Consider the following 23,403-nt stretch of genomic DNA (forward strand, 5'->3'; position numbering starts at 1 on the left):
AAAAAAACGAGTGATCATAAGGCTTATTTCAACATGCCTTCAAAAAAAGACAACTAAAGAAAAAGGAATATTTTATTTGAAATTGATCGTAATTACCCTTTTGGAATAAGAGCGAAATAAGTGAAACCGCTCTTTTTTATGCCCGAAGTACTTAGTCACGGATTCAGGTAAGTTTTAGGAAATTGTTCACGCTCTTTTTCAGAAAAAAAACTTTCATATGCAACCGGATTTTCTATTAAATCTTTGTCAAAATAATTCCCTTTAAATATTATTGTTCTATCCTTTTGGTTTACATCCAAGATTTTGTTAAATGGATGGAAATCTCTTAGTAATAATTCCCCATTATTTTTGAGCAAATCAAAAGATATTTTCGCAAACTTATCTAAATCAGAAATATAATGTAATATACCAAATTCCATAAAAACAATGTCATAGCTATTTTCCATTGCTTTAATTGGTATATCGAAAATATCAGAAACGATGTAATCTATGTCCACTTCTGCTTCATTAGATAATTTCTGAGCATACTTTGCATTTTCTTTCGATATATCTACTACCGTAACATCGGCTCCGAGAACAGCGAGACTCACTGCTCTAATGCCACTGGAGCCTAACAAATTAGCAATTCGCTTACCTGATACATCTCCAAGATCATTCGAATAATATCTAAGCCACTGTTGAGGATTTGCTCTTATTTCCTTTCCTAGTTTCTCCGGACTCCCGTAATTTACATTCCAATGTTCATATGCTCTATATTCCCAAGCAGATTTATTTTGTTCGCTTTGTTCTCTTTGCATTAATAACTCCCCTTTCAATATACAAAATTGATATAATGGAAATATTACTCCTTATATTCTTTAGATTTAAAGGTTGCTCCTACTTTTGCAGGTTCACTCCTTTTGTCAAATAGACCAGCAAAAGTTTGATGGATTTTTTTGCGCGTTTAAACTCTTCTTTCTTTTGGATCATACCTCTGCAATAAAGCGATTTAATTCAATAATAAGTGGGAATTTTCTGGATGTTTTTGTAGGTAGGATTGCAGTTGATTCACCGCTTTATGTGTTTATTAAGCTTGTTGATCAATATCTACAAGCAATAACTGGAGGAATTTTGTAGAGGACTCATAGTCATGTTGTTTCTCCCATATCAATGTTCAATTCTCGCACTTGACGAAAAATTCTTAGCACATCAATTTGGTCCGAGTTCTTAATCCTGTAAACGAACCGATAACTTTTATACAATTTCTCTGATGTTTTCTTTTAAAATTCAGGCACAATTCGTCTAGACAAAGGAAAAAATGAAACAGACTCAGCTGTGGCGAAAATACCTTTTACTACAACCGTGGCATATTCTCCTTAGAGCCAAGGGAAATATATTCGGATATATTTTCTAAATCTGTTACGGCAGGTGACCAGACTACTCTAACCACTTCTTGAATTTCTCCTTTACTTCTTCATGGCCTATCCCTTTTCCTTCATCCACCTGTCGAATAGCAGATTCTATCTTCATTCTCTCATATAATTTTTCCATTATCTTGTCTGTCGTGACATTTTAAGGGAGATTTTTATCATTTCAATAATCTCTTCTTTAGCAGACATTTTTCATCCTTCTTTTATTTTCATTATAATGGATATCCTCCGTTTCCACAACGCATCATGTTTGTTCATCTAAGATATGGATATTATACGGAGAGAGCCCCCAGTTTACGGCTCCTAAAGGTATCTGAGTTAATTTATCTCCTTCTTTATTTACTTGAACTTTATTTGTAATCTGAATAGTCTATGCTATTTGCTGTTTTAATAACTCTAAGTTACGTATAATCAAGAATACAAGAAAAATAAATGATAAAATTGCGATATAGAAGGAAGGTACAACAAATTGGTAGTGAAGGAAAACATTACGAAGGATAAAATAATAGCCGCTTCATGGAAATTACTTCAACAAGAGGGGTTAGAGTTATTTTCCATGAGGAAATTATCAAAAGAACTCAACTTAACCGTTTCATCCATTTACTGGCACTTTAATAGCAAGGAAGCCATATTTCAAGAGTTAATTCATCAAGTGATTGGAGAAATTGAAATTTCATTAACTAAAAATACATGGCAAGAACAATGGAAATCAGAGTATTTTATGTCTGAATTCCCCTAGGTTTTGGGGTACCGAAACTTAAGTTATAAAGCACCTTGAGCCAGGCCCAAGGCGCTTTTTCCTACATCATCGTTCCGTATGGAGGTCGTTCTTGGTTTTGGAGAATCATTTGGTTTTGCAACTGCTGGACTTTCAGTCGAGTTCGATCCAATTGTTCACGTTGTTGGGCATTGGAGCTGTCTTTTAATTTTTCCAGTTCCATCACCGCTTGTTCCAAACCGGCCTGGGCTTCACTAAATTCGGCGTCTTGATAAAATCCTTGTCTTAATGCTTCATCCAGTTGTTCATTGGCATAAAGAATGGCGTCTTCACAACGATTCATACAATCTTCGACAGATTGTCGCGTTGCCACACCGGATCCTCTCCTTCACCATGATGTTCCCGCTCGTAAGCGGGTATGTCTAGTTTGTTCCCAAAAGCTGCTCCCTATGATAAAATTTTTTAGTGATATTTGGTATTTGAGGAGTTGAAGTCTATGGGTTTGGAACCCATTCTTTCCTATGCCCACTCTCTTTTGAAAAATTCGGTACAGAAGGGCGATATTGTGATAGATGCAACGGTTGGCAACGGTCATGATACTGTCTTTCTGGCCAAACTTGTCGGTGAAGATGGAAAGGTGTATGGATTTGATATTCAGGCACAGGCCATTACACAAACGACCCGGCGTTTAGCTGCTGAAAGTCTTGAGAAGCGCGTACAGCTTTTTCAAACAGGTCATGAACAGGCAGCCACCCTTCTTCCTGCTGAAGCGAGTGGACAGGTAGCTGCAGCGATGTTTAATTTAGGGTATTTGCCAAAAGGGAATAAAACAATAATAACCAAGCCCGAAACAACCATTACTGCGATCGGGCAAATGCTAAATATGTTAAAGATTGGCGGTATAATCGTGCTTGTCGTCTATCATGGACATGAGGGAGGCAGAGAAGAGCGGGACGCATTGTTGGATTATGTCACCTCTTTAGAACAAGAAAAATTCCATGTACTGCAATATGCCTTTATCAATCAGCGCAATCAGCCCCCTTTTGTATTGGCTATTGAGAAAAGCGCAAGGCGCCCGTAATCGTCGACAAGCAAATGTTCTGAGACAAAGAAAGGCGCTTTTTGCCTTTCATTGTCTCAGGTTATTTGACCTCGAGCCGATGGCGCCTGAAGCTAGATCCTAACACTAGCCAATTTTTATACTTTACCTTATGAGAAAAGAAAAATCGTTTCGTAATGTCGAATTCGAAACGATTTTTTCCTTTAATAATTCCATTTCCTACATGCGTTCGCACACCCAGAAGCATTCATAGCCAATGAATTTCTAATTCTTTCCATTTAGGTTAAGAGGATTTGCTTAGCAAATTCTGGACCCGGCGATATAATCTACCATTCCAATAAAAGAAATATCCGGTTGCACCGCTCTTCTTCATTATTCTCCTTGCGAGCAGCCGCACATCTTTCTGTTCATTAACTTTCCGATCGGAAAGATACACTCCTAATAAACCACGATTGATTAATTTATGAAATTTCGTATCTGGTAAAAATTTCGTCTGCTCATCCGCTTCTTCAAGGAAATGAATCAACCGCAAAAATAATTGTTCCTCATTCTTATAATAGAAGCAGAAATTGAGGTCGCCCTCCTCCCGGTCTTCATCTTGATCAATAAAATAATCCAACAAAATATGGAGTCCCTGAATATAAGGAAAATAGCCATTGCGAATCATCTCTGCATGCTTCGGTTGAAAATCCTCCCGCAGCCCATAGGACACTAAACAGAAAATGCCCAATGTGGAGCCAGAACAGGCCGAAAATTCATACCAGCTCATTTCGGGAAGCCCCGCTTGATACTCCTGAAACCAATTTTTCAAACGCTCCTCACGTTCTTCTACCTTCACATGCTTATGTATTTGCAAATCGCAATAATAACGGCATAATTCAAGTAAATAAGGTTTGATTTCATCATAATGAGGGAGATCTTCTAAGACTGCTTGGCAGGTCTGAACTAGCTCCGTTAAATAGCCCCCATCATTCCGCTCCTTCCGATAACGGTAATAATCCCGCGGTTTTGCCCCTGCCGTTAGAGAATCGATCATCGATTCATGCAAGGCCGCGAAATCATCCGGATCTAAAGACGTACTGCGGTCACAGAGATTATCCAAATAATCACTAATCGTTTGATAAGCGACAATAAATCGGATCGCCTCCTTTTTCCTTTCAAAGGAGGTAAGCGCCATAATTGAGCCGCCTTCACAATGGAAAGTTTTATGTTCTATACTGGCAAGAGCTTGGGTTCTTAACTCCTCATTTGGAATCGATTCCGCTCTTTTTTTCCAATCCGCTAATTCTTGATGAGTAATCGGAAACACATGTCGAAATACTTGATTTAACAATGTTACTGGATTTTCTGGTAAAGTCATGTCATCACCTCTATCTCCCTTCCAAAAAACGTAATCTCATGTCTACAAAATTTTTCGTATACATAAAAATTTGTTCCTTTTCCGGTTCGTTGAAAATTTCATGATAACAACCGACCCATTCTTTGTAAATTTTTTCAGAGCTTTTGACTTGATTGAACCATTTTGCCACTTCCAGCTTATCCACAATTTTATCATCTCCCCCTTGAAGAACCAATAAAGGGATATCGGGGAAGTTTGACAATTGCATGAAGGCCCTTTTCATCGCCTTCAATAATTCACGATACCAACGGATCGAAACTTTTGTAATCGTTAAGCTGTCATTTAACGTTCTTTCCTTTGTATCCTCGTCTCGTGTCGTAAACTCGACATCTAACCCGGGATTGACTTTCCATTCAGGCGCAATCCAATTTAATCCAATAGTAATGGCATTTAAAGGAATGGGTGGATATTCCGCCAGTCCTAAACATGGAGAAGACAGAATCACACCATCCACTTCTATTTCCCTCGTTTGCAGCAGGCGAATAGCAGTTAACCCACCCATACTATGCCCTAATACGAAAACAGGCAGTGAATAGGCTTTTGCTGTCTGGACCCAGTCTAGTGTTTCATTGACATATTGATCAAAGGAATCAATATGTCCACGATGCGCTCTAGTCGTAAGTCCCTGACCAGGAAGGTCCCCGGTTATGACATGAAAGCCATGCGCTCGCCACATCTCAATCAGCCACCCATAGCGTCCATGATGCTCCAATGCTCCATGAATAATCACGATTACCCCAACGGCTTGCTGTTCCGTTTCAAATTTTCTCATATCATCCACCACTTTTTATAAATATCCAATACGGTTATTATAACCGGATTTGAAAGGATATGAATGTTTTTAGCTTATTTTTTGCTGGGAGAGTGCAACCGCTCCTAACCTAGCTTGCGACGGCTTATACTTGCGGAGCAATGGCTCATACTCGGGTTGCACTGCTCATCCATTGGATGCGACAGCTCGATCCCCAAATAACGGTACTATTCTACATTAATCCCCCTTTTTCATTCTATTCTCTGCTACAATAAAGAGAATACAAAATAGAAAGGATGGTTCTTTTGTCGATTTACCCTTTTCATGGAAAAAATCCTAGTATCGATAAATCCGTTTTTCTGGCAGATTTTGTGACGATTACCGGTGATGTCAAGATTGGAGCAGATTCAAGTGTGTGGTTCCATTCCGTTATTCGTGGGGATGTAGCTCCCACTATTATTGGGAAACGGGTGAATATCCAAGATCAGTGTCTTTTACACCAAAGCCCGCAGCATCCATTGATTATTGAGGATGATGTGACGATCGGTCATCAAGTTATTTTACATAGCAGTATCATTCGAAAAAAAGCACTGATTGGCATGGGATCCATTATTCTCGATGGTGCCGAAATTGGTGAAGGGGCTTTTATTGGCGCAGGCAGCCTTGTCTCTCAAGGGAAAACAATCCCGCCCCATACCCTAGCATTCGGTAGACCAGCAAAGGTAGTTCGCACATTAACCGAGGAAGATATAGAGGATATGGAACGTATTTCCAGACAATATGTGGAAAAAGCGAAGTATTATCAATCGCTGCAAAAAGGTGAAAAAGGATAGAGTAAAACTTCATTCAGTTGCGGACTTCAGTTAAACAATATGATACCGATAATATAAGAAAATAGAATAAGAGGTGAATACCGGGTGAAAACACTCCTATTACTAATCATTCTTTTTATTCTAAGCCTATTAATCTTATTCATTATTAAAAAAAGCAAATTCATGATGTTTGCCGGTATTGTATTTATCGTTATAATGTTTTTCAAAATAGATGGGATTGATACGGTCAAAAATGTATTTTCGAAAGTATCTCCACTGCAATCGGATCTTTCCTTGATTAAAATAAAGGAAAAGATAATCATTGATACACCTGTTATTGCACAACTTCCTGAGCTGCCACGAGGCTGTGAAGTCACCTCACTTGCAATGTTGCTTGAAAACGCCGGGGTCAAAGCGGATAAAATGGAGCTTGCTGAAAAAATTAAAAAGAATCCCGCCCAAAAAGAAGAAAAAGACGGGAAAATCTATTATGGTGATCCCCATAATGGCTTTATCGGCGATATGTATACATTTGACAAGCCTGGACTTGGTGTCTACCACGAACCGATTATGGAACTAGCTGAATCTTATTTGCCCGGACAGATAATCAATTTAACAGGACAATCGTTTGAAGAATTAAAAATTCCCCTTTCTGATAGAAGACCTGTTTGGGTGATTATAAATGCCGAATACCGCGAGCTTGAAGACTCTTATTTTCAAACTTGGTATACAGAATCAGGAGAAATTCGAATTACAATGAAAGAGCATTCCGTTTTAATGACGGGCTATGATGACCAATTTGTTTATTTTAACGATCCCTTAATGAGAAATGAAAAAGCACCCATACATGACTTTGAAAAAGCCTGGGTGCAAATGGGAAGCCAAGCACTCACCTATTCGAAATAGTAGCAGGTTGGCTATAAAGTGGGACCAAGGTAAAAGAATACCTTGGCTCCCGTCAATTTATGAATGGGCGACAGCAAGTTCCTTCCCAAAGTCGTATTGTTCCTCTACATAAACCGCATGCCAAACCATAAAGACAAGCACGGTCCAAATTTTACGACTGTTGTCCATTTTTCCTTGACAATGATCTTCTAATAGTTTCAATACGTATTGTTTATTTAAAATATAGTCTGTATCACTATTGTGAATCATCTCTTTTACCCAATCGTACATCTCGTCTTTTAACCAGTGACGAATTGGGACTGGAAATCCTAATTTTTTTCGGTTAAGGACATGATCGGGGATAATCCCTTCGGCCGCTTTCCGCAGCACATATTTCGTTGTGCCTTCCGCTGTTTTTAAGCTCGTAGGAATTCTAGAAGCGACATCGAAAACTTTTTTATCTAAAAACGGAACCCGTAATTCCAATGAATGGGCCATTGTCATTTTATCTGCTTTGAGTAAAATGTCACCGCGCATCCATGTATGAATATCAATATATTGCATGCGATCCACTGGATCATAACCAACCGTATCCTTGTAAAGGGGACGGGTAATATCTCGATAATCCATCCCCTCATTATATTGCTTTAACAATTGGCGTTTTTCTCTTTCATCAAACATTTTTGCATTGCCGATATACCGTTCTTCCATTGGCGTTACACCGCGTTCAATGAAACTCTTGCCCTTCACCCCTTCAGGAAGAGCAGTGGCCAATGCCCGTAAAATTGTTTTCCCTACTTTCGGAATTTTATTAAATACTTCTAAAGATTGAGGTTCCCGGTAAATATTATACCCACCAAACAATTCATCTGAGCCTTCCCCTGAAAGAACAACGGTCACATGCTTTCTTGCTTCCCTTGCAACAAAGTAAAGTGGCACACAAGCAGGATCTGCTAATGGATCATCCATATACCACATAATTTTTGGCAGTTCTTTCATATATTCTTCTGGTGTAATCACATAGCTGATGTTTTCGACCCCTAATTTAGCAGCCGTTTCCTTTGCCACATCGATTTCACTAAAACCATCTCGCTCAAACCCAACGGAAAAAGTTTTAATTTTTGGATTAAACAGCTTGGCAATTGACACAATAAATGTAGAATCAATTCCTCCAGATAAGAAGGAACCTACTGGTACATCACTACGCATATGAACATTCACAGAATCAAATAAAACCTCTTTAATTTCTTCTATAAATTCTTGTTCGGATTTTTGAATAGGACTAAAATGCGCCTTCCAGTAGCGCCGAATTTTCATAGGTTGATTGACTTTTTTCGTAAAATAATGACCAGGTTCTAATTTTTTAATTCCTTCTGTCATTGTTTCAGGTTCTGGTACAAATTGATAAGTCATATATTGTTGCAATGAATCAATATTTAATTCATTGTTCTCAAGCGCGAGTAAAATACTCTTTTTCTCAGAGGCGAAAAACGTCCGTTCACCAGCTTCTTTATAAAAAAATGGCTTGATGCCAAATGGATCTCTTGCGCCAAATAATTCTTGTTCTTCTTTATCCCAAATAAGAAATGCAAACATCCCACGAAGTTTTAGGGTAGCTTTTTTCCGCAATTGACTATAAAGGGCGATTAAGACCTCCGTATCAGAGTCCGTCTCAAACGTAAATCCCGCTCGAATGAGTTCATCACGTAATTCCACATAATTATAGATTTCCCCATTAAAAATAATCCAATAGCGGTCATTTTCATACGAAAGCGGCTGTTTTCCACTTTCAATATCAATGATGCTTAGTCTGCGAAAACCAAATTGAATATGCTCATCTTCAAAATAGCCCTCATCATCCGGACCACGATGTGTAATAATCGTATTCATTTGATCGAACAACGCTTGATCAGGATTTCGATCTGATGTTGAATGATCGTGGATACAACCGATAAAACCGCACATGTTTCGACACTCCTCTATTGTAAACAACTATCACTAATTCTCATTGTTTCCATTTTAGCATTAAATCCGATTTTTTGTCAGTAAAAATAACAGAGCAAAATCTTGGCTCTGTTATTTTCCCCAATTGATCCATAAACATGTATATCTTTTTATCGCAAAGTTTTCAGCAGTTCTTCAGTCTTATCTGTTCTTTCCCATGGAAGATCAAGATCTGGGCGTCCAAAATGGCCATAGGCCGCAGTTTGTTTATAGATCGGACGTCTAAGCTCTAACATTTTGATAATGCCCGCAGGACGCAAGTCAAAATGTTCACGAATGGCTTCAACAAGCGTTTCTTCTGAAACTTTTCCTGTACCAAATGTGTCAACGGAGATGGAAACGGGTTGAGCGACTCCAATCGCATAAGCCAATTGCACTTCACATTTATCGGCGAGCCCTGCTGCTACAATATTTTTCGCCACATAGCGAGCTGCATAAGCCGCAGAACGATCCACCTTTGTCGGATCCTTACCAGAGAAGGCTCCCCCACCATGGCGGGCATAGCCTCCGTACGTATCGACGATGATTTTTCTCCCGGTTAATCCAGCATCTCCCTGCGGTCCTCCAATCACAAATCGGCCTGTCGGATTAATAAAATACTTGGTCTCTTCATCTAAAAGCCCCTCAGGCACTACAGGAGAAATAACGCAGTTTTTAATATCATTTTGAATCTGCTTCAGTTCGATATCTGGGTGATGTTGGGTTGAAACGACGATTGTATCAATCCTGAGCGGTTTCCCCTCTTCATCATACTCAACCGTTACTTGAGTTTTCCCATCTGGGCGTAAATAAGGTAGAACTTTTTGTTTCCGAACCTCAGTCAATTTTCTAGAAATTCGATGAGCGAGAGAGATGGGAAGCGGCATTAATTCATCTGTTTCATTGCAGGCAAAACCAAACATTAATCCCTGGTCCCCAGCACCTATCGCTTCAATTTCCGCCTCTGTCATTCTTCCTTCGCGTGCTTCTAAAGCTTGATTTACTCCTGAAGCAATATCAGCAGATTGTTCATCGATTGAAGTGATCACCGCACACGTTTCCGCATCAAATCCATATTTTGCTCGTGTATAACCAATCTCTTTTAATGTTTCTCTCACGATTTTTGGAATATCCACATAGGTTGTTGTAGATATTTCTCCTGCTACTAATACAAGCCCAGTCGTTACCGAAGTTTCACAGGCAACACGAGCATTGGGATCGTCAGCCAAAAGTGCATCCAAAATAGAATCAGAAATCTGATCACATATTTTATCCGGATGCCCTTCTGTGACAGATTCCGAAGTAAATAAACGACGATTGTTTGACACCTATGTTCCTCCTCCAAGATGATCTCTTAAAAAACGTGTTCAAAAAGAGGATAAAAAGGACCCGTCGGCTACAGGCGCTGACGTTAATCACCAACAACAGAAATTCGATGTGTCATTTTTACCAAACTTTTTGAACATACTCTTAAAAAACGAAAAACCTTTCCTGCATAAAATAGAGGAAAGGTTAATTCATGTCCGAGCCTTTCACTCTTATCGTCCAAGGCACCCGCCTTGCACCAGGTTAGCACCTTGCTACTAAGAAATCACTTCCTTCGTAGTAGGTTGCTGGGCTTCACAGGGCCTGTTCCCTCCACCAGCTCAGGATAAGAGTATCCGTTCAATGTAAAATCATAACGCAATTTTCGATAAGGGTCAAGTTTATTATGAAAGAATCGGACAGCTTTTTTCAAGTAAAGGCATCCTTTTCAATTTTCCGGGCACAGTCAGCCCACTGGTTGTTACCCTTTTCGATTTTTTCCTGGTTTCGGGCACAGCCAGCTCATTGGCTGTTACCCTTTTAGACTTTTTTCCTGGATTCGGGCACTGCCAGCTCATTGGCCGGTACCTTTTTTCCCTTTTTCTCTGGATTCGGGCACTGCCAACACACTGGCCGGTACCTTTTTTCCCTTTTTCTCTGGATTTGGGCACAGCCAACTCATTGGCCGGTACCTTTTTTCCCTTTTTCTCTGGATTTGGGCACAGCCAGCTCATTGGCTGTTACCCTTTTTACCTTTTTTCCTGGATCCGGGCACAGCCAGCTCATTAGCCGTTACCCTTTTAGACTTTTTTCCTGGATTCGGGCACAGCCAGCTCATTGGCTGTTACCCTTTTTACCTTTTTTCCTGGATTCGGGCACAGCCAGCTCATTGGCCGTTACCCTTTTTCCCTTTTTCTCTGGATTCGGGCACAGCCAGCTCATTGGCCGTTACCCTTTTAGGCTTTTTTCCTGGATTCGGGCACAGCCAGCTCATTGGCCGTTACCCTTTTAGACTTTTTTCCTGGATTCGGGCACAGCCAGCACTTTCAGCGTTAATAAAAAACAGAAAGATCACTTCCATTAACTGTTTGTGATCTTTCTGTCTTCCGTATCATCAATTACTCGAATGTAGAGCCAATAATTGGTAGGTAATAATCGTTTGCTGATCTTCCCATTCTAGCTTTTCAATTACTGCCGTTGCTCGGTAATCGCTCTCAATCGTATGCCGAAGCTCGATCGGAATATCGATTGGATAAAGTCGATATCCCTCTTTTTTCAAAGTAAATTGATTATCTTGTTGTCTCACTTCATTTCCTTTCGTCACGATCATCGTATTTAACTCTAAGGGCATTCCCAATTTAATTCCCCCATTTCATGATGAAAATGAACACACTTATATTATATCGTGACTTCTTTGTTGTTTCATCCAAAGGCATAGATCTTTTACGACTTTTCGATTAATGGCAGGTGGAAAATAATGGGTATAATTGTCAAAATACCAAGTCTCCACACGTTTCCCAAGTGTGCGCAATCTTTTTTCCAACCGATAGGCATGTTCAATGGATACATTATCGTCCAGCATCCCATGGATAATTAAGACGGGTGGCTTCATTGCTTCCATTTCAAAAAGCGGAGTTCTCCATTCGTATTCCTCTAGAGATGTTTTAGGTGAACCCCCAATGACCCTTTTCATCATTCTTCTAAGATCGACACGTTCTACATAGGTTAAAGCGACATCTGAAACACCGCCCCATGTGACAACAGAGGCGGCCTGTCCATATTCTAGACCGGTAAGCAAAGCCATGACTCCACCTCGTGAAAAGCCAAAAATATGAATTCGGTTGGAGTGAACACGTGGGTAGTTCAGTAATAACTCAAAACCAGAGAAAGCATCATGTCGATCATCACCAGCAAAATCTTCATTCCCCTCTCCCCCACGATTTCCTCGGTAAAAAGGGGCAAAAACAATAAAACCTTCTGAGGCAAATTGGGCAATTCTAGCGGGTCTAACCATTCCAACACTTTTGATTCCACCCCGTAAATAAAGGAAACCATCATATTGTCCCGATTGGTTCGGTTCTGCTAATAATCCTTTTACCCTCAACCCTCCCGAAATATAGGTCAGTAAAAATAAGTTCACATGAGGGTTTGGAGAAGGAAACATCTGTTTCTCTATAATTTTTCCATCTTGTTGCATTTAATCCGCTCCTTATTGATCTCTTTTCCTCTAGGCTATCACACAATTTTTCATTTCTCATATTATATTCTAAATGGAACCACATCCAAGGAGGAAATCGTCATGAAGGCAAGTTTTAAAATAAGATTCGTAATAATGGTATCTTTTTTATTGATCTTTGGCTTAACCGCTTGTTCCCAAAAAGATACATTAGAAAAAGTAAAACTGGCTGAAGTCACACGTTCTATTTTTTATGCTCCCCTATATGTTGCCCTGGAACAAGGATTTTTTGAAAAAGAAGGGCTGGACGTCGAACTAACGACCACATGGGGTGGGGATAAAACGATGACCACTTTACTGTCAGACGGGACGGATATTGCTCTTGTTGGCTCTGAAACCTCTATTTACGTCGATGCGCAGGGAGCAACAGATCCGATTATAAATTTTGCACAATTAACTCAAACAGACGGTACCTTCCTTGTTTCTCGCGAGAAAATCGATGATTTTGATTGGGATATGTTAAAGGGTTCCACTTTCCTTGGACAGAGAAAAGGTGGGATGCCACAAATGGTTGGTGAGTTTGTTCTGAAAAAGCATGATATTGATCCGCACGCCGATTTAGAGCTTATTCAAAATATCGACTTCGGTAATATTGCCAATGCTTTTGCCTCTGGCACTGGTGATTTTGTTCAGCTTTTCGAACCAACAGCCTCTGTCTTTGAAAAAGAAGGCAAAGGCCATATTGTTGCCTCATTTGGCGAGGAATCCGGTCATGTTCCTTATACCACTTTTATGGCCAAAAAAAGCTATATAGAGAAAAATTCCGAAACCGTAGAAAAATTTGTGCGCGCCCTTCATAAAGCTCAAAGCTGGGTAGAAGAACAAGATGCTGAAGAAGTTGCCAAGGCTGTAGCACCTTATTTTGAAGACTCCGATTTAGAAACATTGGAAGTTGTCGTGGAGCGTTATAGAAGCCAAGGCTCATTCGCAAAAGATATGCGGCTAACGAAAGAGGGCTGGAACAATCTAGAAGCAATTATGGATGAGGCAGGAGAACTTCCTGAAAAGAGTGATTACGAAAAACTTGTTGACACATCAATTGTTGAAAAAGTCACAAAATAATAAGAGATCCACAATCCAGGTAAAAGTTCAGCCATACTTGCCTGAAGCTCAGCATTTACGGCAGGAAGCTCAACCTTTGTTGGGTGAGATCAGCAATTAGGGCATAAAGTTCAGCATTTCCTGCCTGAAGTTCAGCAATTACAACATGAAGTTCAACATTTCCTGCCTGAAGTTCAGCAATACCCGTTGGAAGTTCAGCATTCCATACCTGGTTCAGCATTTCCTGTAGAGGATCAACAATTGTAAGCGAAGTTCGGCAATTTCAGTGTGCGCAACAGCAATTTGACTATTTTCAATAAAGGAGGACCGAAACGATGAGCTTGATCCAAGTTGAACAAATCGGTCACCACTATTTTACCCCCTCCACTGCAACGAAGGCTTTGGAGGATGTTTCTTTCTCTGTAAAGGAGGGCGAATTCGTCTCCTTTTTAGGGCCAAGTGGCTGCGGAAAAACAACGATGCTCTCGATCTTGGCAGGATTAATCACTCCAACATCGGGATCGATTCGAATTGATCAGAAAAAACCTAATAAGGACGTCCATTTTATCGGCTATATGCTGCAACAAGATTATTTATTCCCTTGGAAGACAATTGAAGAGAATATATTGCTTGGTCTAAAGATCAATGGTCGCTTAAATTCAAAAACAAAACAACAAGCACTGAGTTTCTTAAATCAGATTGGATTGAAAGGTGTGGAAAAACAAAAACCACAACAATTATCCGGGGGGATGCGTCAACGTGCCGCCCTTGCCAGAACAATGGCCGTCAATCCTAAGCTTTTACTATTAGATGAACCTTTTTCTGCACTTGATTACCAGACGAAATTGAAATTAGAGGATTTAGTCGCAGAAATATTAAAGGCGTATGGGAAAACGGCGATTCTTGTCACCCATGATATCGGTGAGGCGATTTCGATGAGTGACCGCATCTTGCTTTTTTCCGGAAGTCCTGGAACCATCCATCGAACCTTTGAGGTTCCAGAAGAACTGCGAATGTTAAAACCCTTTGATGTTCGGAGCCAGGAATCGTACAATCAGATCTTTCAAACGATATGGAAGGAGTTGGAAGCTCTTGAAACAAACCGTTCATCCTGACCTCCTCCATGCGCAATACAAGAATAAGCTTTTGAAGGAAAAAAAGTGGGTCTATTTCTATCAAAGTTTAATCTTTATTCTCTTTTTTTCCTTATGGGAAATCGCGAGTCGTTTACATTGGATTGATCCATTGATTTTTAGCTCACCTTCGAAAGTTGGTTCTTTATTCGTAGAGAAATTGGCAGATGCGTCCCTCTTTCCTCATCTTAGTATCACTGTCTTTGAAACAGTGATGGGTTTTATTTTAGGGACCGTATTAGGGACCGTATTAGCTGCGATCCTTTGGTGGTCACCGTTTTTCTCAAAAATCTTGGACCCTTATCTCGTCATTTTGAATGCGATGCCGAAAGTGGCGCTTGGTCCGATTTTGATTGTCGCACTTGGTCCAGGATTTACATCGATCATCGCGATGGGTACCCTTGTCTCCCTCATTATTACTACCCTTGTCATCTATACATCGTTTCGTGAGGTCGATGAACATTACATTATAGTATTAAAAACGTTCGGAGCAACGAGAAAACAAATTTTTAAAGAAGCCGTTTTTCCTGCCTCCTTCCCAACCATTATTTCTACACTAAAAGTTAATGTTGGACTTTCTTGGATCGGAGTGATTGTGGGAGAATATCTTGTTTCTGCAAAGGGGCTTGGGTATATGATTATTTATGGATTCCAAGTCTTTAATTTCACGCTTGTGATGCTCTCTCTCCTATTAATCGCTATTTTTGCCACAATTATGTATAAAGGGGTCGAGTGGATTGAGAGAAAACTAATACATGATACTTAAAGTGGAATAGGTGTCTCATGGATTTATGAGACACCTATTTGCTTTAATGCAAGGGGAACAATTTGGTCCTTCATAATAAAGCTATACCGATCGGTCAGTAATTGGGAAAAGAGGTCACCTTCAACGAGTACGGGTCCTTTCGTTTCTAAATAATCATCCTTCTCCAGCAACTCACGAATTTCAGCATACATAATCGCTTTGACAAAAGGAGAAGAGGAAGGATCTTCTACTTGATATTCCCCTAGGTAAGAAATGGTTTCAATCATGCCCCCCGTTTCTTCCCATACCTCTCTTTGGGCAGCTTGCTCTACCGATTCGCCTGTTTCCAATTTCCCTCCTGGAAACTCCAGTCCCCTTTTAGAATGATCAGTTAATAGCCATTTTCCTTGATAGCGACAAATGACCAACACATGGCGCGCTTTAATTGAAAAAGCCTTTTGCCGAAAAGCAAGTTTTACTTGAGCTCCATTATAATCCATAAATTCATACATCTGTATCCCTCCCTCTCCTTACTATACCCAGTTAAGGGAGCGAGAGAAAATATATCTTATTTACTTGTAAAATTTTCCAATATTCCGATACTGTCGATATGATCTTTTGCTTCCTGATCCCCTAACTCGTAAATCATTTGATACACATGTATTAAATTTTCATCATGTCTATCATTTGTTGAATCATTATGATATTCTACGAAAGGGACATGGGCACGTGCAAAATCCACAAGACTGTTGTTATAATTGCCATTGAAAATATGACGTAGCTTCTCAATCTCTTGCTCTGTTGCCTCGATTTTAAATTGCCACGGGGAAACATTCGGTGTTGAGAAAATTTCGCCTGCTCCAATAGAGATATAATAAGTCTTTCGATCTGCTTGATCCATACTCATTTCCTCCATTCCAAAATGGTTCTAAGGTCATTACTTTTAATGTTTATGCATATTTTGCCGCAAATTATCTTATTTTATTCTTAAGGACTCTATCGCCTATATGAAAAACGCAATCGCTCTTAAATAGGAAGAATGGCTAAATGCGCAATCGCCACGCCGTTCCTCAGGGTCACCGAAAAAAGGATTGCTTTTATGTAGATAAGGGTAAAAGAAAAAGAAAGAGAGGTGATAAACATTGAAACTTGTTGATGAATTATTTGCAATGTATCAAGATAAGATTACGGATGAAGAGGATATAGATATGATTACTTTTGCGGTTCTAGAGCATTATAATAAAAAAGAATTACTACAAATCGTGAAAGATATGAATGAATTCGAATTGCAATATTTTATCCGGTTGTATTTATTAGAGTCGCTCAAAGGAAAGATGGAACAGGCCGAAGTCAATGACGAATATCCTGATACTAATAAGTTTTACCACTAAATACATAATTTAACTTAAACAACATCGCAAGGTTGATGAATCGGTCCGAACTCTTGATGAATCGGTCCGAACTCTTGATGAATCGGTCCGAACTCTTGATGAATCGGTCCGAACTCTTGATGAATCGGTCCGAACTCTTGATGAATCGGTCCGAACTCTTGATGAAAAAAACTTGGTGCAAGCACCAAGTTTTTTATTTACCTAAAAAGGCTTTTAACATCCAATTATGTTTTTCAAGGCTTGTATGGATCGCTAGTAACATATCGGCAGTTGATTCATCGCCTGCTTTTTCCGCTATTTCCATTCCCTCATTTAACTCGTCAATCAATATGGTGAAATCATCGATGATGGATTGAACCATTCCGTTCGCATCTAAGGTTTCTTCCACTTCGCCAATACTTGCCATTTGCAAAGCATCTTTTAACGTAGCTACTGGAGATCCACCAATCGCTAACAGACGTTCCGCTAGTTCATCGATATTTTTATCTGCCTCGTTATAAAGCTCTTCAAATTTTACATGAAGCGAAAAGAAATGCGGACCTTTCACATACCAATGATGATTATGTAATTTCATGTAAAGAACGGTCCAATTTGCCACTTGTTTATTTACGATTTGTACGACGTTTGATTCAGTCATTGTCATCACTCCCTTATTTCTTATATACCCAATATTTTATTGATGAAACATGCTTATATTTCGCAATTGGAAATAAAATATTCTTCCTTTAAATATATTTTCATATTTATTCCATCTTGTGTATAAAAAAACACTTGAAATTCGACAAAATTTGCTATATTCTTAACCTAACAATCATTAGGTGGTGAATTTTTTGACAAAAGATAAAATTATAAAAGCTGCGATTCATCAGTATTCGATGGTTAATTATCATGGAGCAACGATGCAAAAGATTGCAAAAGAAGTGGGAATCAAGCCAGCTTCTATTTATTTTTTTTATAAAAATAAAGAGGATCTGTTTTTTGCAGCTTTTCAAAAATTATTGGAGTCCCATTTTAAACAAATGAAAGGAATCCTAGATAAAGCAAAAGATCGCGGAATTCTAGAAGTATTCCAATCGTTGCTGACTGGGACTGTAGCGTATCATAAGAGTCATATGCAAGAGACGAATGCTTATATTTCCCTTGTGGCCTCACCGCCTGCAGAAATGAAACATTTTCTTCAAGAACATATGGAAACATTTGATACATGGATGTTCGAGTCCTTAGTCGAACTAGCCAAACGGGATTTCCCTCATTTAACCGAAACAGAGGCAAAAATGCTGACAAAGCAGTTTGTACTGCTTATGGACGGAATTTTCTGGGAAATCAATCTTTATGATGAACATACTTTGCAGGAACAAATAGATCAGGCAAACAAAATAATGGCCACATTATTGGAGGGAATCCAACATGAAAAATGATTATGAAAGAGAAGTTGTTCCGATAAGCGAAAGAAAAAAGTGGTATTCGATTAGTTTAATCTGGATTGCGGTTGGAATTGACTTATCTGCGATGTTATTTGGAGCAGAATTAGGAGCTGGCATGAATTTTCAAGATGCCCTGCTCGCCGTATTCATTGGCTCCATTCTTTTAGGGATATTAGCTGCCTTTTGTGCCTATGTCGGGGCAGTTACTGGTTTATCCACTTCGATGATTTCCAAATTTACCTTTGGGGCAAATGGAGCGAAATTTGTTTCTCTGTTTTTAGCCGTCTCTCTACTTGGTTGGTTTGGTGTACAAACTGGATTTTTTGCAGAAAATGCCTTTGCAGCTATCAAAGGCGTGGCAGGATGGGAGATCCCCCTTCCTCTATTGGCTGGAATTGGCGGGATCTTAATGATGACAACCGCTGTTCTTGGCTATCGCGCGATTGAGAAGCTAAGCTCATGGTCTGTGCCTTTACTTTTGATATTAGTCATTTTATCCGTAATTCTAGCGATTAAAAAATACGGTGCAAGTGAATTATCAGCACCTGTTGAAAATATATTTTCATTTGGTATGGCGATTTCCTTAGTCATTAGTGTTTTTGTTGTCGGTGCCGTGATTTCGCCAGATGTATCTAGATGGGCCCGAACGAAAAAGGATGCGATACTCGCTTCTTTCTTTGGTTTTTTCTTTGGTAATAGCTTTATGATTGTGATTGCGATGATTCTCTCCAGAATTATGGATGAGAGCGACCTCACAACAATTATGATTACAGTTGGCTTAGGAGTGCCAGGAATCTTAGTGCTCATTCTTGCACAGTGGACAACCAATACCAATAATGCTTATTCATCTGGATTGAGCTTGTCTGTAATTTTTTCAAAGACAAATAAGGTTGTGCTTACGTTAATTGCCGGGATTATCGGAACTTTACTTGCTGTCTTAGGAATTTATGATTATTTCATCGATTTCTTAACGATTATGACGATGTTTATCGCCCCCATTGGCGGGGTATACACGGCTTCTTACTATATTGGCGGGCAATCATTGTTTAAAAATGAGAACAATCAAGCCTTTAAATTCCTACCGTTGCTTGCCTGGGTGTTGGGAACTCTCATTAGCTGGTTGACAATGGAAGGTCCGATTGGCTTAGAACTATTCACACTCACCACAATCTCATCGGTAGATAGTTTTCTAGTCGCCTTTCTTTTCCAAGCGATTTTCATTAATTTATTTAAACAAAGGAGAGCTGTCTAATGAGATGGTTACATGAAAAAGATATAGAAAATATTGCGATCGGTGCCACCGTCCTTGGCACTGGTGGGGGTGGAGATCCTTATATTGGAAAGATGATGGCCTTATCTGCCATTAAAAAATTTGGTCCAGTCCAAGTGATATCCGTCGATGAATTGAATGAAGATGATTGGGTACTCCCTGCCTCTGGGATGGGTTCCCCAAGTGTATTAGTTGAAAAGATCCCTTCCTTTGAGCAATTGTCTGCCCCATTACAAGCCTATGAAAAAGCTGTTGGCAAAAAAACGGATGTAGTGATGCCAATCGAAGTCGGTGGTGTCAACTCTTTAATTCCCGTCGCTGTTGCTGCGATGAATGGTATTCCGATATTAGATGGGGATGCAATGGGACGAGCTTTTCCTGAGGCGCAAATGGTTACCTTCCATTTGGACGGATTAAAGCCAAAAATCGCGACGATTGGCGATGAGCAAGGTAATACGGTCACCATCCAACCTGTGGATGGTTTTTGGAGTGAAAAATTAGCGCGGAATATTACGATATCTATGGGAGGATCTTCAATTGTTTGTGATTATGGAATTACTGGTGAACAAGCGCAGAAAAGTGTGATTCCTGGGACGCTCACGCTCGCGCAAGAAATCGGGGCTTTATTATCAAAGAATCGTACCGCTCAAATCCATCCAATTGAACAAATGCTGAAGTTATTGAAAGGATATCGTCTTTTTAAAGGAAAAGCGACTCACACAAAAAGAGGAATCCAAGGTGGATTCACGCGCGGAGAAGCTCAGTTTGATGGAACCGATAATTTTAATCAACAAGCCTGTACCTTGCATTTCCAAAACGAGCATTTATTAGCAGAAATAAATGGAAAACCGATCGCGATGACTCCTGATTTAATTGCTGTTTTAGATGAAGAAACCGGAATGCCGATCACAACGGAAGGGTTAAAATATGGCGCACGAGTCGTCATAGTCGCATTCCCCGCCCATGATAAATGGCGGAGTAAGATGGGGATTGACACAGCAGGTCCTCGTTATTTTCAGTATCCGTATGATTATAGACCCTTGGAATCGTTAGTAAAGGAGCATGCAAGCAAATGATTAGACTCGGAATTGATGTTGGTGGAACCAATACAGATGGTGTCCTTTTAAACGCGGATAATCAAGTGTTGGCAAGTGCAAAACATCCAACAACCGCGGATATTTTTACAGGTATGGAAAAAACGATTGAAGCCTTGGTCGAGGAAGCAAGAATAAATGTGCAAGAGATTCAAGTGGCGACATTAGGGACCACGCATTGTACGAATGCGATTGTGGAACGAAAGGGATTAAACAAAGTAGGCATTATCCGCTTGTGCCTACCTTCTGGGACAACCGTTCCTCCGTTAATTGGCTGGCCAGAGGATTTAGTGGAAGAGTTGCAAGTGACGACGGTGCTTGTTCATGGTGGCTATGAATATAATGGAGAACCGATTTCTGCACTACAATATGATGAGCTCGAACAAGCGGTCCAACAATTCCGTGGACAAGTCGACTCGATTGCTATTTCTGGAGTCTTCTCCCCTGTTTTAAATGAACAGGAAAAAGAAGTAGCCACGTTTTTAGAAAAAGAATTACCAAGTATTCCATTATCGCTTTCAAGTGAAATTGGTTCAATTGGAATAATCGAACGCGAAAATGCGACAATTTTGAATGCGGCTTTGATGCAGACGATTCAACACGTGACATCAGGATTTCAGCAAGCATTAGAGGAGCAAGGGATCGAGGCGCGAATTTATTTAGGACAAAATGATGGTACCTTAATGACACATGAATTTGCCCAAAAATATCCGATTTTCACGATTGCTTGCGGACCGACAAACTCAATTCGTGGGGCTGCTCACCTTTCACAAGAACCCAATGCGATTGTCGTCGATATTGGCGGGACAACGACGGATATTGGTGTGTTAAGTAATAGTTTTCCAAGGCAAACTTCGCTCGCAGTAGAAGTCGGAGGAGTGCGCACCAATTACCGGATGCCGGATATTTATTCAATCGGCTTAGGTGGGGGTACCCGCGTCCATTTACAAGATGGTTCTTGGAAGATTGGCCCCGATAGTGTAGGTCATCAATTAACAGAAAAAGCGATTGTCTTTGGAGGCCAGGAATTAACGGCTACAGATGTAGCGATTGGTGCAGGTATGATGACGATTGATGGGACAGACAGTGATCAACTTGCCTCCTATCCGTTTGACAACATTTATCCTGACCTTGTCGAAATGGTCGAAAAGGCGATCGATCGAATGAAAACAAGTGCAGAAGCTTTGCCAGTAGTCCTAGTTGGCGGTGGTGCCTCCTTAATGCCCAAGGACTTACAAGGCGCTAGTCAAGTCATTCGCCCAGCCCATGCTGGTGTCGCCAATGCGATTGGGGCGGCCCTGGGAGATATCAGCGGCACCGTTGAACGGATTTATCCGTTAGACAATCAATCCCATCAAGAAGCAATTGAAGAAGCCAAGGCTGAAGCGATCCAAACCGCAATTGAAGCAGGAGCTAACCCAGATCAAGTCGATATCATCCAATTAGAAGACTTTCCCCTTGCCTATCTGCCTGGCAACGCGATCCTCGTGCGAGTGAAAGCGGCGGGACCTTTGAAGCTATAAGGAAATTGAGCTTAAGATCAATGGAGCCATGTTGATCTTAAGCTCTTATTTTGGTTTGCGTGCGTGGCTTTCTTAGATAATGCGCTGCTTCTTCCTGCATTGCGCTTCTCTAGCCGATCTCAATAACTCTTATTTATGATGAACAATAAACTTCGGTTCATAATCACTGATTACTTCAAATACTCCATCATTATACATAAATAAATGATGTTCAACATCCGGAAAGTCGTCACTCCCCATATATCCCAGTTGATCGAACCACACAACGAAATCAGAGTTTTCCATCTTATAAAAGCAGGCTGCTGCCGGATCGATGTAATTTTCATCTTCAGCTTCGACTACAAGGTTGGTTAAATCTGTCCTGGGTATTTCACCGGCATACCGGAATGACCAGACAAAATCATACATATTCGACATTTTATCGTAAATAATATCAACCGCGTTCCCATGAATATCAATTAATTTTAAATAAAGGCCATGATCTGTAAAGTTAAAATGCGCATTGGTAATTTGCCCCTTCTCTAAATGTTTAATTGGTTGCCAAGCTATTAATTTTCGCTGATCCATTTACTTCCCTACTTTCAATCAAGTTCGCCATAAGTTGTAAACAATAAATCATTAATAATATTACCTTATTTTATCTGTCATTGATCCATTCGGGTAACTTAGGGACCATTGCTTAGTTGATGTACTCTTATATAAGGTAACCGTTTTACCAGAAGAGGTTTTGATTTTAGTACCATTTGTTTTAACTGTTGTTTTTCCTGGCATCTTATTAAAGTGTTCACTTGCTCTCGAATATCCACCTGTATTATTATAGTTATTCACTTTTCCGGTAGAATTTGTAAATGTTGCTGTTGATCTAATGAAACTCCAAACTTGCGACCCACTACATTGAATTGTAACATCACCCATGAGACTGTGTGCACCAATGGAAGGTTCAACACTTTTTATACCACAAAGAATAGGTGCTGCAGTAACTTCCTTTTGCATAAAGAAACTTGATGAAAGAAATAATGTAACGAGTAAAACACCTAAAAACCTCATTGTTCTCTTCATTAAATTCAACATCTCCTTTTCATATTTCTTTATTCATTTCATATAAAGTATCACATATTAATTATTTTACGTCAATATTTTTCGAATTCTTTAAATATACTTTATTTTTAGTTGTTTCTATTTCCTTTTAAAAAGTTTGCTACTAGGTCCAATTAGATTTATATT

The 23,403-nt window shown here is 39.8% G+C and carries 27 protein-coding genes and 1 riboswitch; of the genes, 12 read left to right on the top strand and 15 right to left on the bottom strand.

Annotated elements, in window-relative coordinates; all coding sequences use genetic code 11:
* Window positions 1-155 precede the first annotated feature (155 nt).
* Entirely contained in the window at window positions 156-797 is a 642-nt protein-coding gene (locus MUB24_RS17520; RefSeq protein ID WP_244706371.1) for a class I SAM-dependent methyltransferase, read from the bottom strand.
* Between the two features lie 1,087 nt (window positions 798-1,884).
* Between MUB24_RS17520 and MUB24_RS17525 the strand changes: the two genes are divergently transcribed.
* Window positions 1,885-2,148, top strand: a complete 264-nt coding sequence (locus MUB24_RS17525) for a TetR/AcrR family transcriptional regulator (RefSeq protein WP_244706457.1) — start codon at window positions 1,885-1,887, stop codon at window positions 2,146-2,148.
* Window positions 2,149-2,209: 61 nt separating this feature from the next.
* Here MUB24_RS17525 and MUB24_RS17530 read toward each other — a convergent pair whose 3' ends face one another.
* Window positions 2,210-2,500 carry a YtzC family protein gene (locus tag MUB24_RS17530; protein ID WP_057982151.1) on the bottom strand — a complete coding sequence of 97 codons (291 nt, stop codon included), beginning with the start codon at window positions 2,498-2,500 and terminating at the stop codon, window positions 2,210-2,212.
* A gap of 123 nt (window positions 2,501-2,623) precedes the next feature.
* Here MUB24_RS17530 and mnmM point away from each other — a divergent pair, with 123 nt between their 5' ends.
* Complete coding sequence (gene mnmM / locus MUB24_RS17535; RefSeq protein WP_244706373.1) at window positions 2,624-3,208, top strand: tRNA 5-(aminomethyl)-2-thiouridylate-methyltransferase MnmM; 585 nt, start codon at window positions 2,624-2,626, stop codon at window positions 3,206-3,208.
* Window positions 3,209-3,470: 262 nt separating this feature from the next.
* Here the strand turns inward: mnmM and MUB24_RS17540 are convergent, their stop codons facing one another.
* Together MUB24_RS17540 and MUB24_RS17545 are read right to left on the bottom strand one after the other, a co-directional pair.
* Window positions 3,471-4,547: a tetraprenyl-beta-curcumene synthase family protein gene (locus tag MUB24_RS17540; protein ID WP_244706375.1), complete on the bottom strand. Its 1,077-nt coding sequence runs from the start codon at window positions 4,545-4,547 to the stop codon at window positions 3,471-3,473.
* A 10-nt stretch (window positions 4,548-4,557) separates the two neighbouring features.
* Window positions 4,558-5,358: an alpha/beta hydrolase gene (locus MUB24_RS17545; protein WP_244706377.1), complete on the bottom strand. Its 801-nt coding sequence runs from the start codon at window positions 5,356-5,358 to the stop codon at window positions 4,558-4,560.
* A 290-nt stretch (window positions 5,359-5,648) separates the two neighbouring features.
* Between MUB24_RS17545 and MUB24_RS17550 the strand changes: the two genes are divergently transcribed.
* Together MUB24_RS17550 and MUB24_RS17555 are read left to right on the top strand one after the other, a co-directional pair.
* Complete coding sequence (locus MUB24_RS17550) at window positions 5,649-6,170, top strand: gamma carbonic anhydrase (protein ID WP_244706459.1); 522 nt, start codon at window positions 5,649-5,651, stop codon at window positions 6,168-6,170.
* An 84-nt stretch (window positions 6,171-6,254) separates the two neighbouring features.
* Window positions 6,255-7,055 carry a C39 family peptidase gene (locus MUB24_RS17555; RefSeq protein ID WP_244706379.1) on the top strand — a complete coding sequence of 267 codons (801 nt, stop codon included), beginning with the start codon at window positions 6,255-6,257 and terminating at the stop codon, window positions 7,053-7,055.
* Window positions 7,056-7,112: 57 nt separating this feature from the next.
* Here MUB24_RS17555 and asnB read toward each other — a convergent pair whose 3' ends face one another.
* The 5 genes from asnB to MUB24_RS17580 all read right to left on the bottom strand — a co-directional run bounded on the left by asnB (window position 7,113) and on the right by MUB24_RS17580 (window position 12,519).
* Entirely contained in the window at window positions 7,113-8,999 is a 1,887-nt protein-coding gene (asnB, locus tag MUB24_RS17560; RefSeq protein ID WP_244706381.1) for an asparagine synthase (glutamine-hydrolyzing), read from the bottom strand.
* Window positions 9,000-9,148: 149 nt separating this feature from the next.
* Complete coding sequence (metK, locus tag MUB24_RS17565; RefSeq protein WP_244706383.1) at window positions 9,149-10,345, bottom strand: methionine adenosyltransferase; 1,197 nt, start codon at window positions 10,343-10,345, stop codon at window positions 9,149-9,151.
* 207 nt (window positions 10,346-10,552) lie between these two features.
* A riboswitch (SAM riboswitch) is annotated at window positions 10,553-10,675 on the bottom strand.
* Between the two features lie 51 nt (window positions 10,676-10,726).
* Complete coding sequence (locus MUB24_RS17570) at window positions 10,727-11,056, bottom strand: hypothetical protein (RefSeq protein WP_244706385.1); 330 nt, start codon at window positions 11,054-11,056, stop codon at window positions 10,727-10,729.
* Window positions 11,057-11,436: 380 nt separating this feature from the next.
* Window positions 11,437-11,679, bottom strand: coding sequence for a DUF2584 domain-containing protein (locus MUB24_RS17575; protein ID WP_244706387.1), 243 nt, complete (start codon window positions 11,677-11,679; stop codon window positions 11,437-11,439).
* 36 nt (window positions 11,680-11,715) lie between these two features.
* Window positions 11,716-12,519, bottom strand: coding sequence for an alpha/beta hydrolase family protein (locus MUB24_RS17580; RefSeq protein WP_244706388.1), 804 nt, complete (start codon window positions 12,517-12,519; stop codon window positions 11,716-11,718).
* A 102-nt stretch (window positions 12,520-12,621) separates the two neighbouring features.
* Here MUB24_RS17580 and MUB24_RS17585 point away from each other — a divergent pair, with 102 nt between their 5' ends.
* The 3 genes from MUB24_RS17585 to MUB24_RS17595 all read left to right on the top strand — a co-directional run bounded on the left by MUB24_RS17585 (window position 12,622) and on the right by MUB24_RS17595 (window position 15,498).
* Window positions 12,622-13,620: an ABC transporter substrate-binding protein gene (locus MUB24_RS17585; protein ID WP_244706390.1), complete on the top strand. Its 999-nt coding sequence runs from the start codon at window positions 12,622-12,624 to the stop codon at window positions 13,618-13,620.
* Window positions 13,621-13,934: 314 nt separating this feature from the next.
* Window positions 13,935-14,714, top strand: a complete 780-nt coding sequence (locus MUB24_RS17590) for an ABC transporter ATP-binding protein (RefSeq protein WP_244706392.1) — start codon at window positions 13,935-13,937, stop codon at window positions 14,712-14,714.
* Entirely contained in the window at window positions 14,692-15,498 is an 807-nt protein-coding gene (locus tag MUB24_RS17595; protein ID WP_244706394.1) for an ABC transporter permease, read from the top strand. Before MUB24_RS17590 ends, MUB24_RS17595 begins: the two co-directional genes overlap by 23 nt.
* A gap of 23 nt (window positions 15,499-15,521) precedes the next feature.
* Here the strand turns inward: MUB24_RS17595 and ytkD are convergent, their stop codons facing one another.
* A complete protein-coding gene (ytkD, locus tag MUB24_RS17600; RefSeq protein ID WP_244706396.1) occupies window positions 15,522-15,989 on the bottom strand; it encodes an RNA deprotection pyrophosphohydrolase in 468 nt (155 codons plus the stop codon).
* Window positions 15,990-16,045: 56 nt separating this feature from the next.
* Window positions 16,046-16,378, bottom strand: coding sequence for a hydrolase (locus tag MUB24_RS17605; protein ID WP_244706398.1), 333 nt, complete (start codon window positions 16,376-16,378; stop codon window positions 16,046-16,048).
* A gap of 241 nt (window positions 16,379-16,619) precedes the next feature.
* Between MUB24_RS17605 and MUB24_RS17610 the strand changes: the two genes are divergently transcribed.
* Window positions 16,620-16,868 (top strand): DUF6154 family protein, encoded by a 249-nt coding sequence (locus MUB24_RS17610; protein ID WP_244706400.1) that lies wholly within the window; start codon window positions 16,620-16,622, stop codon window positions 16,866-16,868.
* A gap of 14 nt (window positions 16,869-16,882) precedes the next feature.
* Here the strand turns inward: MUB24_RS17610 and MUB24_RS17615 are convergent, their stop codons facing one another.
* Together MUB24_RS17615 and MUB24_RS17620 are read right to left on the bottom strand one after the other, a co-directional pair.
* Window positions 16,883-17,056: a hypothetical protein gene (locus MUB24_RS17615; RefSeq protein ID WP_244706402.1), complete on the bottom strand. Its 174-nt coding sequence runs from the start codon at window positions 17,054-17,056 to the stop codon at window positions 16,883-16,885.
* Window positions 17,057-17,061: 5 nt separating this feature from the next.
* The gene (locus MUB24_RS17620) at window positions 17,062-17,505 is read right to left on the bottom strand and encodes a Dps family protein (RefSeq protein ID WP_244706404.1); all 444 of its coding nucleotides are present in this window, start codon (window positions 17,503-17,505) and stop codon (window positions 17,062-17,064) included.
* 193 nt (window positions 17,506-17,698) lie between these two features.
* Here MUB24_RS17620 and MUB24_RS17625 point away from each other — a divergent pair, with 193 nt between their 5' ends.
* From MUB24_RS17625 to MUB24_RS17640, 4 genes are read left to right on the top strand one after another with little or no spacing between them, the layout of a single operon-like run.
* Window positions 17,699-18,286, top strand: coding sequence for a TetR/AcrR family transcriptional regulator (locus MUB24_RS17625; RefSeq protein ID WP_244706406.1), 588 nt, complete (start codon window positions 17,699-17,701; stop codon window positions 18,284-18,286).
* Complete coding sequence (locus MUB24_RS17630) at window positions 18,276-19,544, top strand: cytosine permease (protein WP_244706408.1); 1,269 nt, start codon at window positions 18,276-18,278, stop codon at window positions 19,542-19,544. The genes MUB24_RS17625 and MUB24_RS17630 overlap by 11 nt, the downstream gene beginning before the upstream one ends.
* Window positions 19,544-20,638 (top strand): S-methyl thiohydantoin desulfurase family protein, encoded by a 1,095-nt coding sequence (locus MUB24_RS17635; RefSeq protein ID WP_244706410.1) that lies wholly within the window; start codon window positions 19,544-19,546, stop codon window positions 20,636-20,638. Before MUB24_RS17630 ends, MUB24_RS17635 begins: the two co-directional genes overlap by 1 nt.
* Window positions 20,635-22,179 carry a hydantoinase/oxoprolinase family protein gene (locus MUB24_RS17640; protein ID WP_244706412.1) on the top strand — a complete coding sequence of 515 codons (1,545 nt, stop codon included), beginning with the start codon at window positions 20,635-20,637 and terminating at the stop codon, window positions 22,177-22,179. The genes MUB24_RS17635 and MUB24_RS17640 overlap by 4 nt, the downstream gene beginning before the upstream one ends.
* A gap of 129 nt (window positions 22,180-22,308) precedes the next feature.
* On the opposite strand, the gene MUB24_RS17645 is transcribed toward MUB24_RS17640, so the two are convergent.
* Together MUB24_RS17645 and MUB24_RS17650 are read right to left on the bottom strand one after the other, a co-directional pair.
* Complete coding sequence (locus tag MUB24_RS17645) at window positions 22,309-22,746, bottom strand: hypothetical protein (protein WP_244706414.1); 438 nt, start codon at window positions 22,744-22,746, stop codon at window positions 22,309-22,311.
* Window positions 22,747-22,806: 60 nt separating this feature from the next.
* On the bottom strand, window positions 22,807-23,238 hold the full coding sequence (locus MUB24_RS17650; RefSeq protein ID WP_244706416.1) for a hypothetical protein: 432 nt from the start codon (window positions 23,236-23,238) through the stop codon (window positions 22,807-22,809).
* Window positions 23,239-23,403 lie beyond the last annotated feature (165 nt).

The sequence above is a fragment of the Lederbergia sp. NSJ-179 genome (assembly GCF_022867885.1).
In the GTDB taxonomy this organism is placed as follows: Bacteria; Bacillota; Bacilli; order Bacillales; family Bacillaceae_C; genus Lederbergia.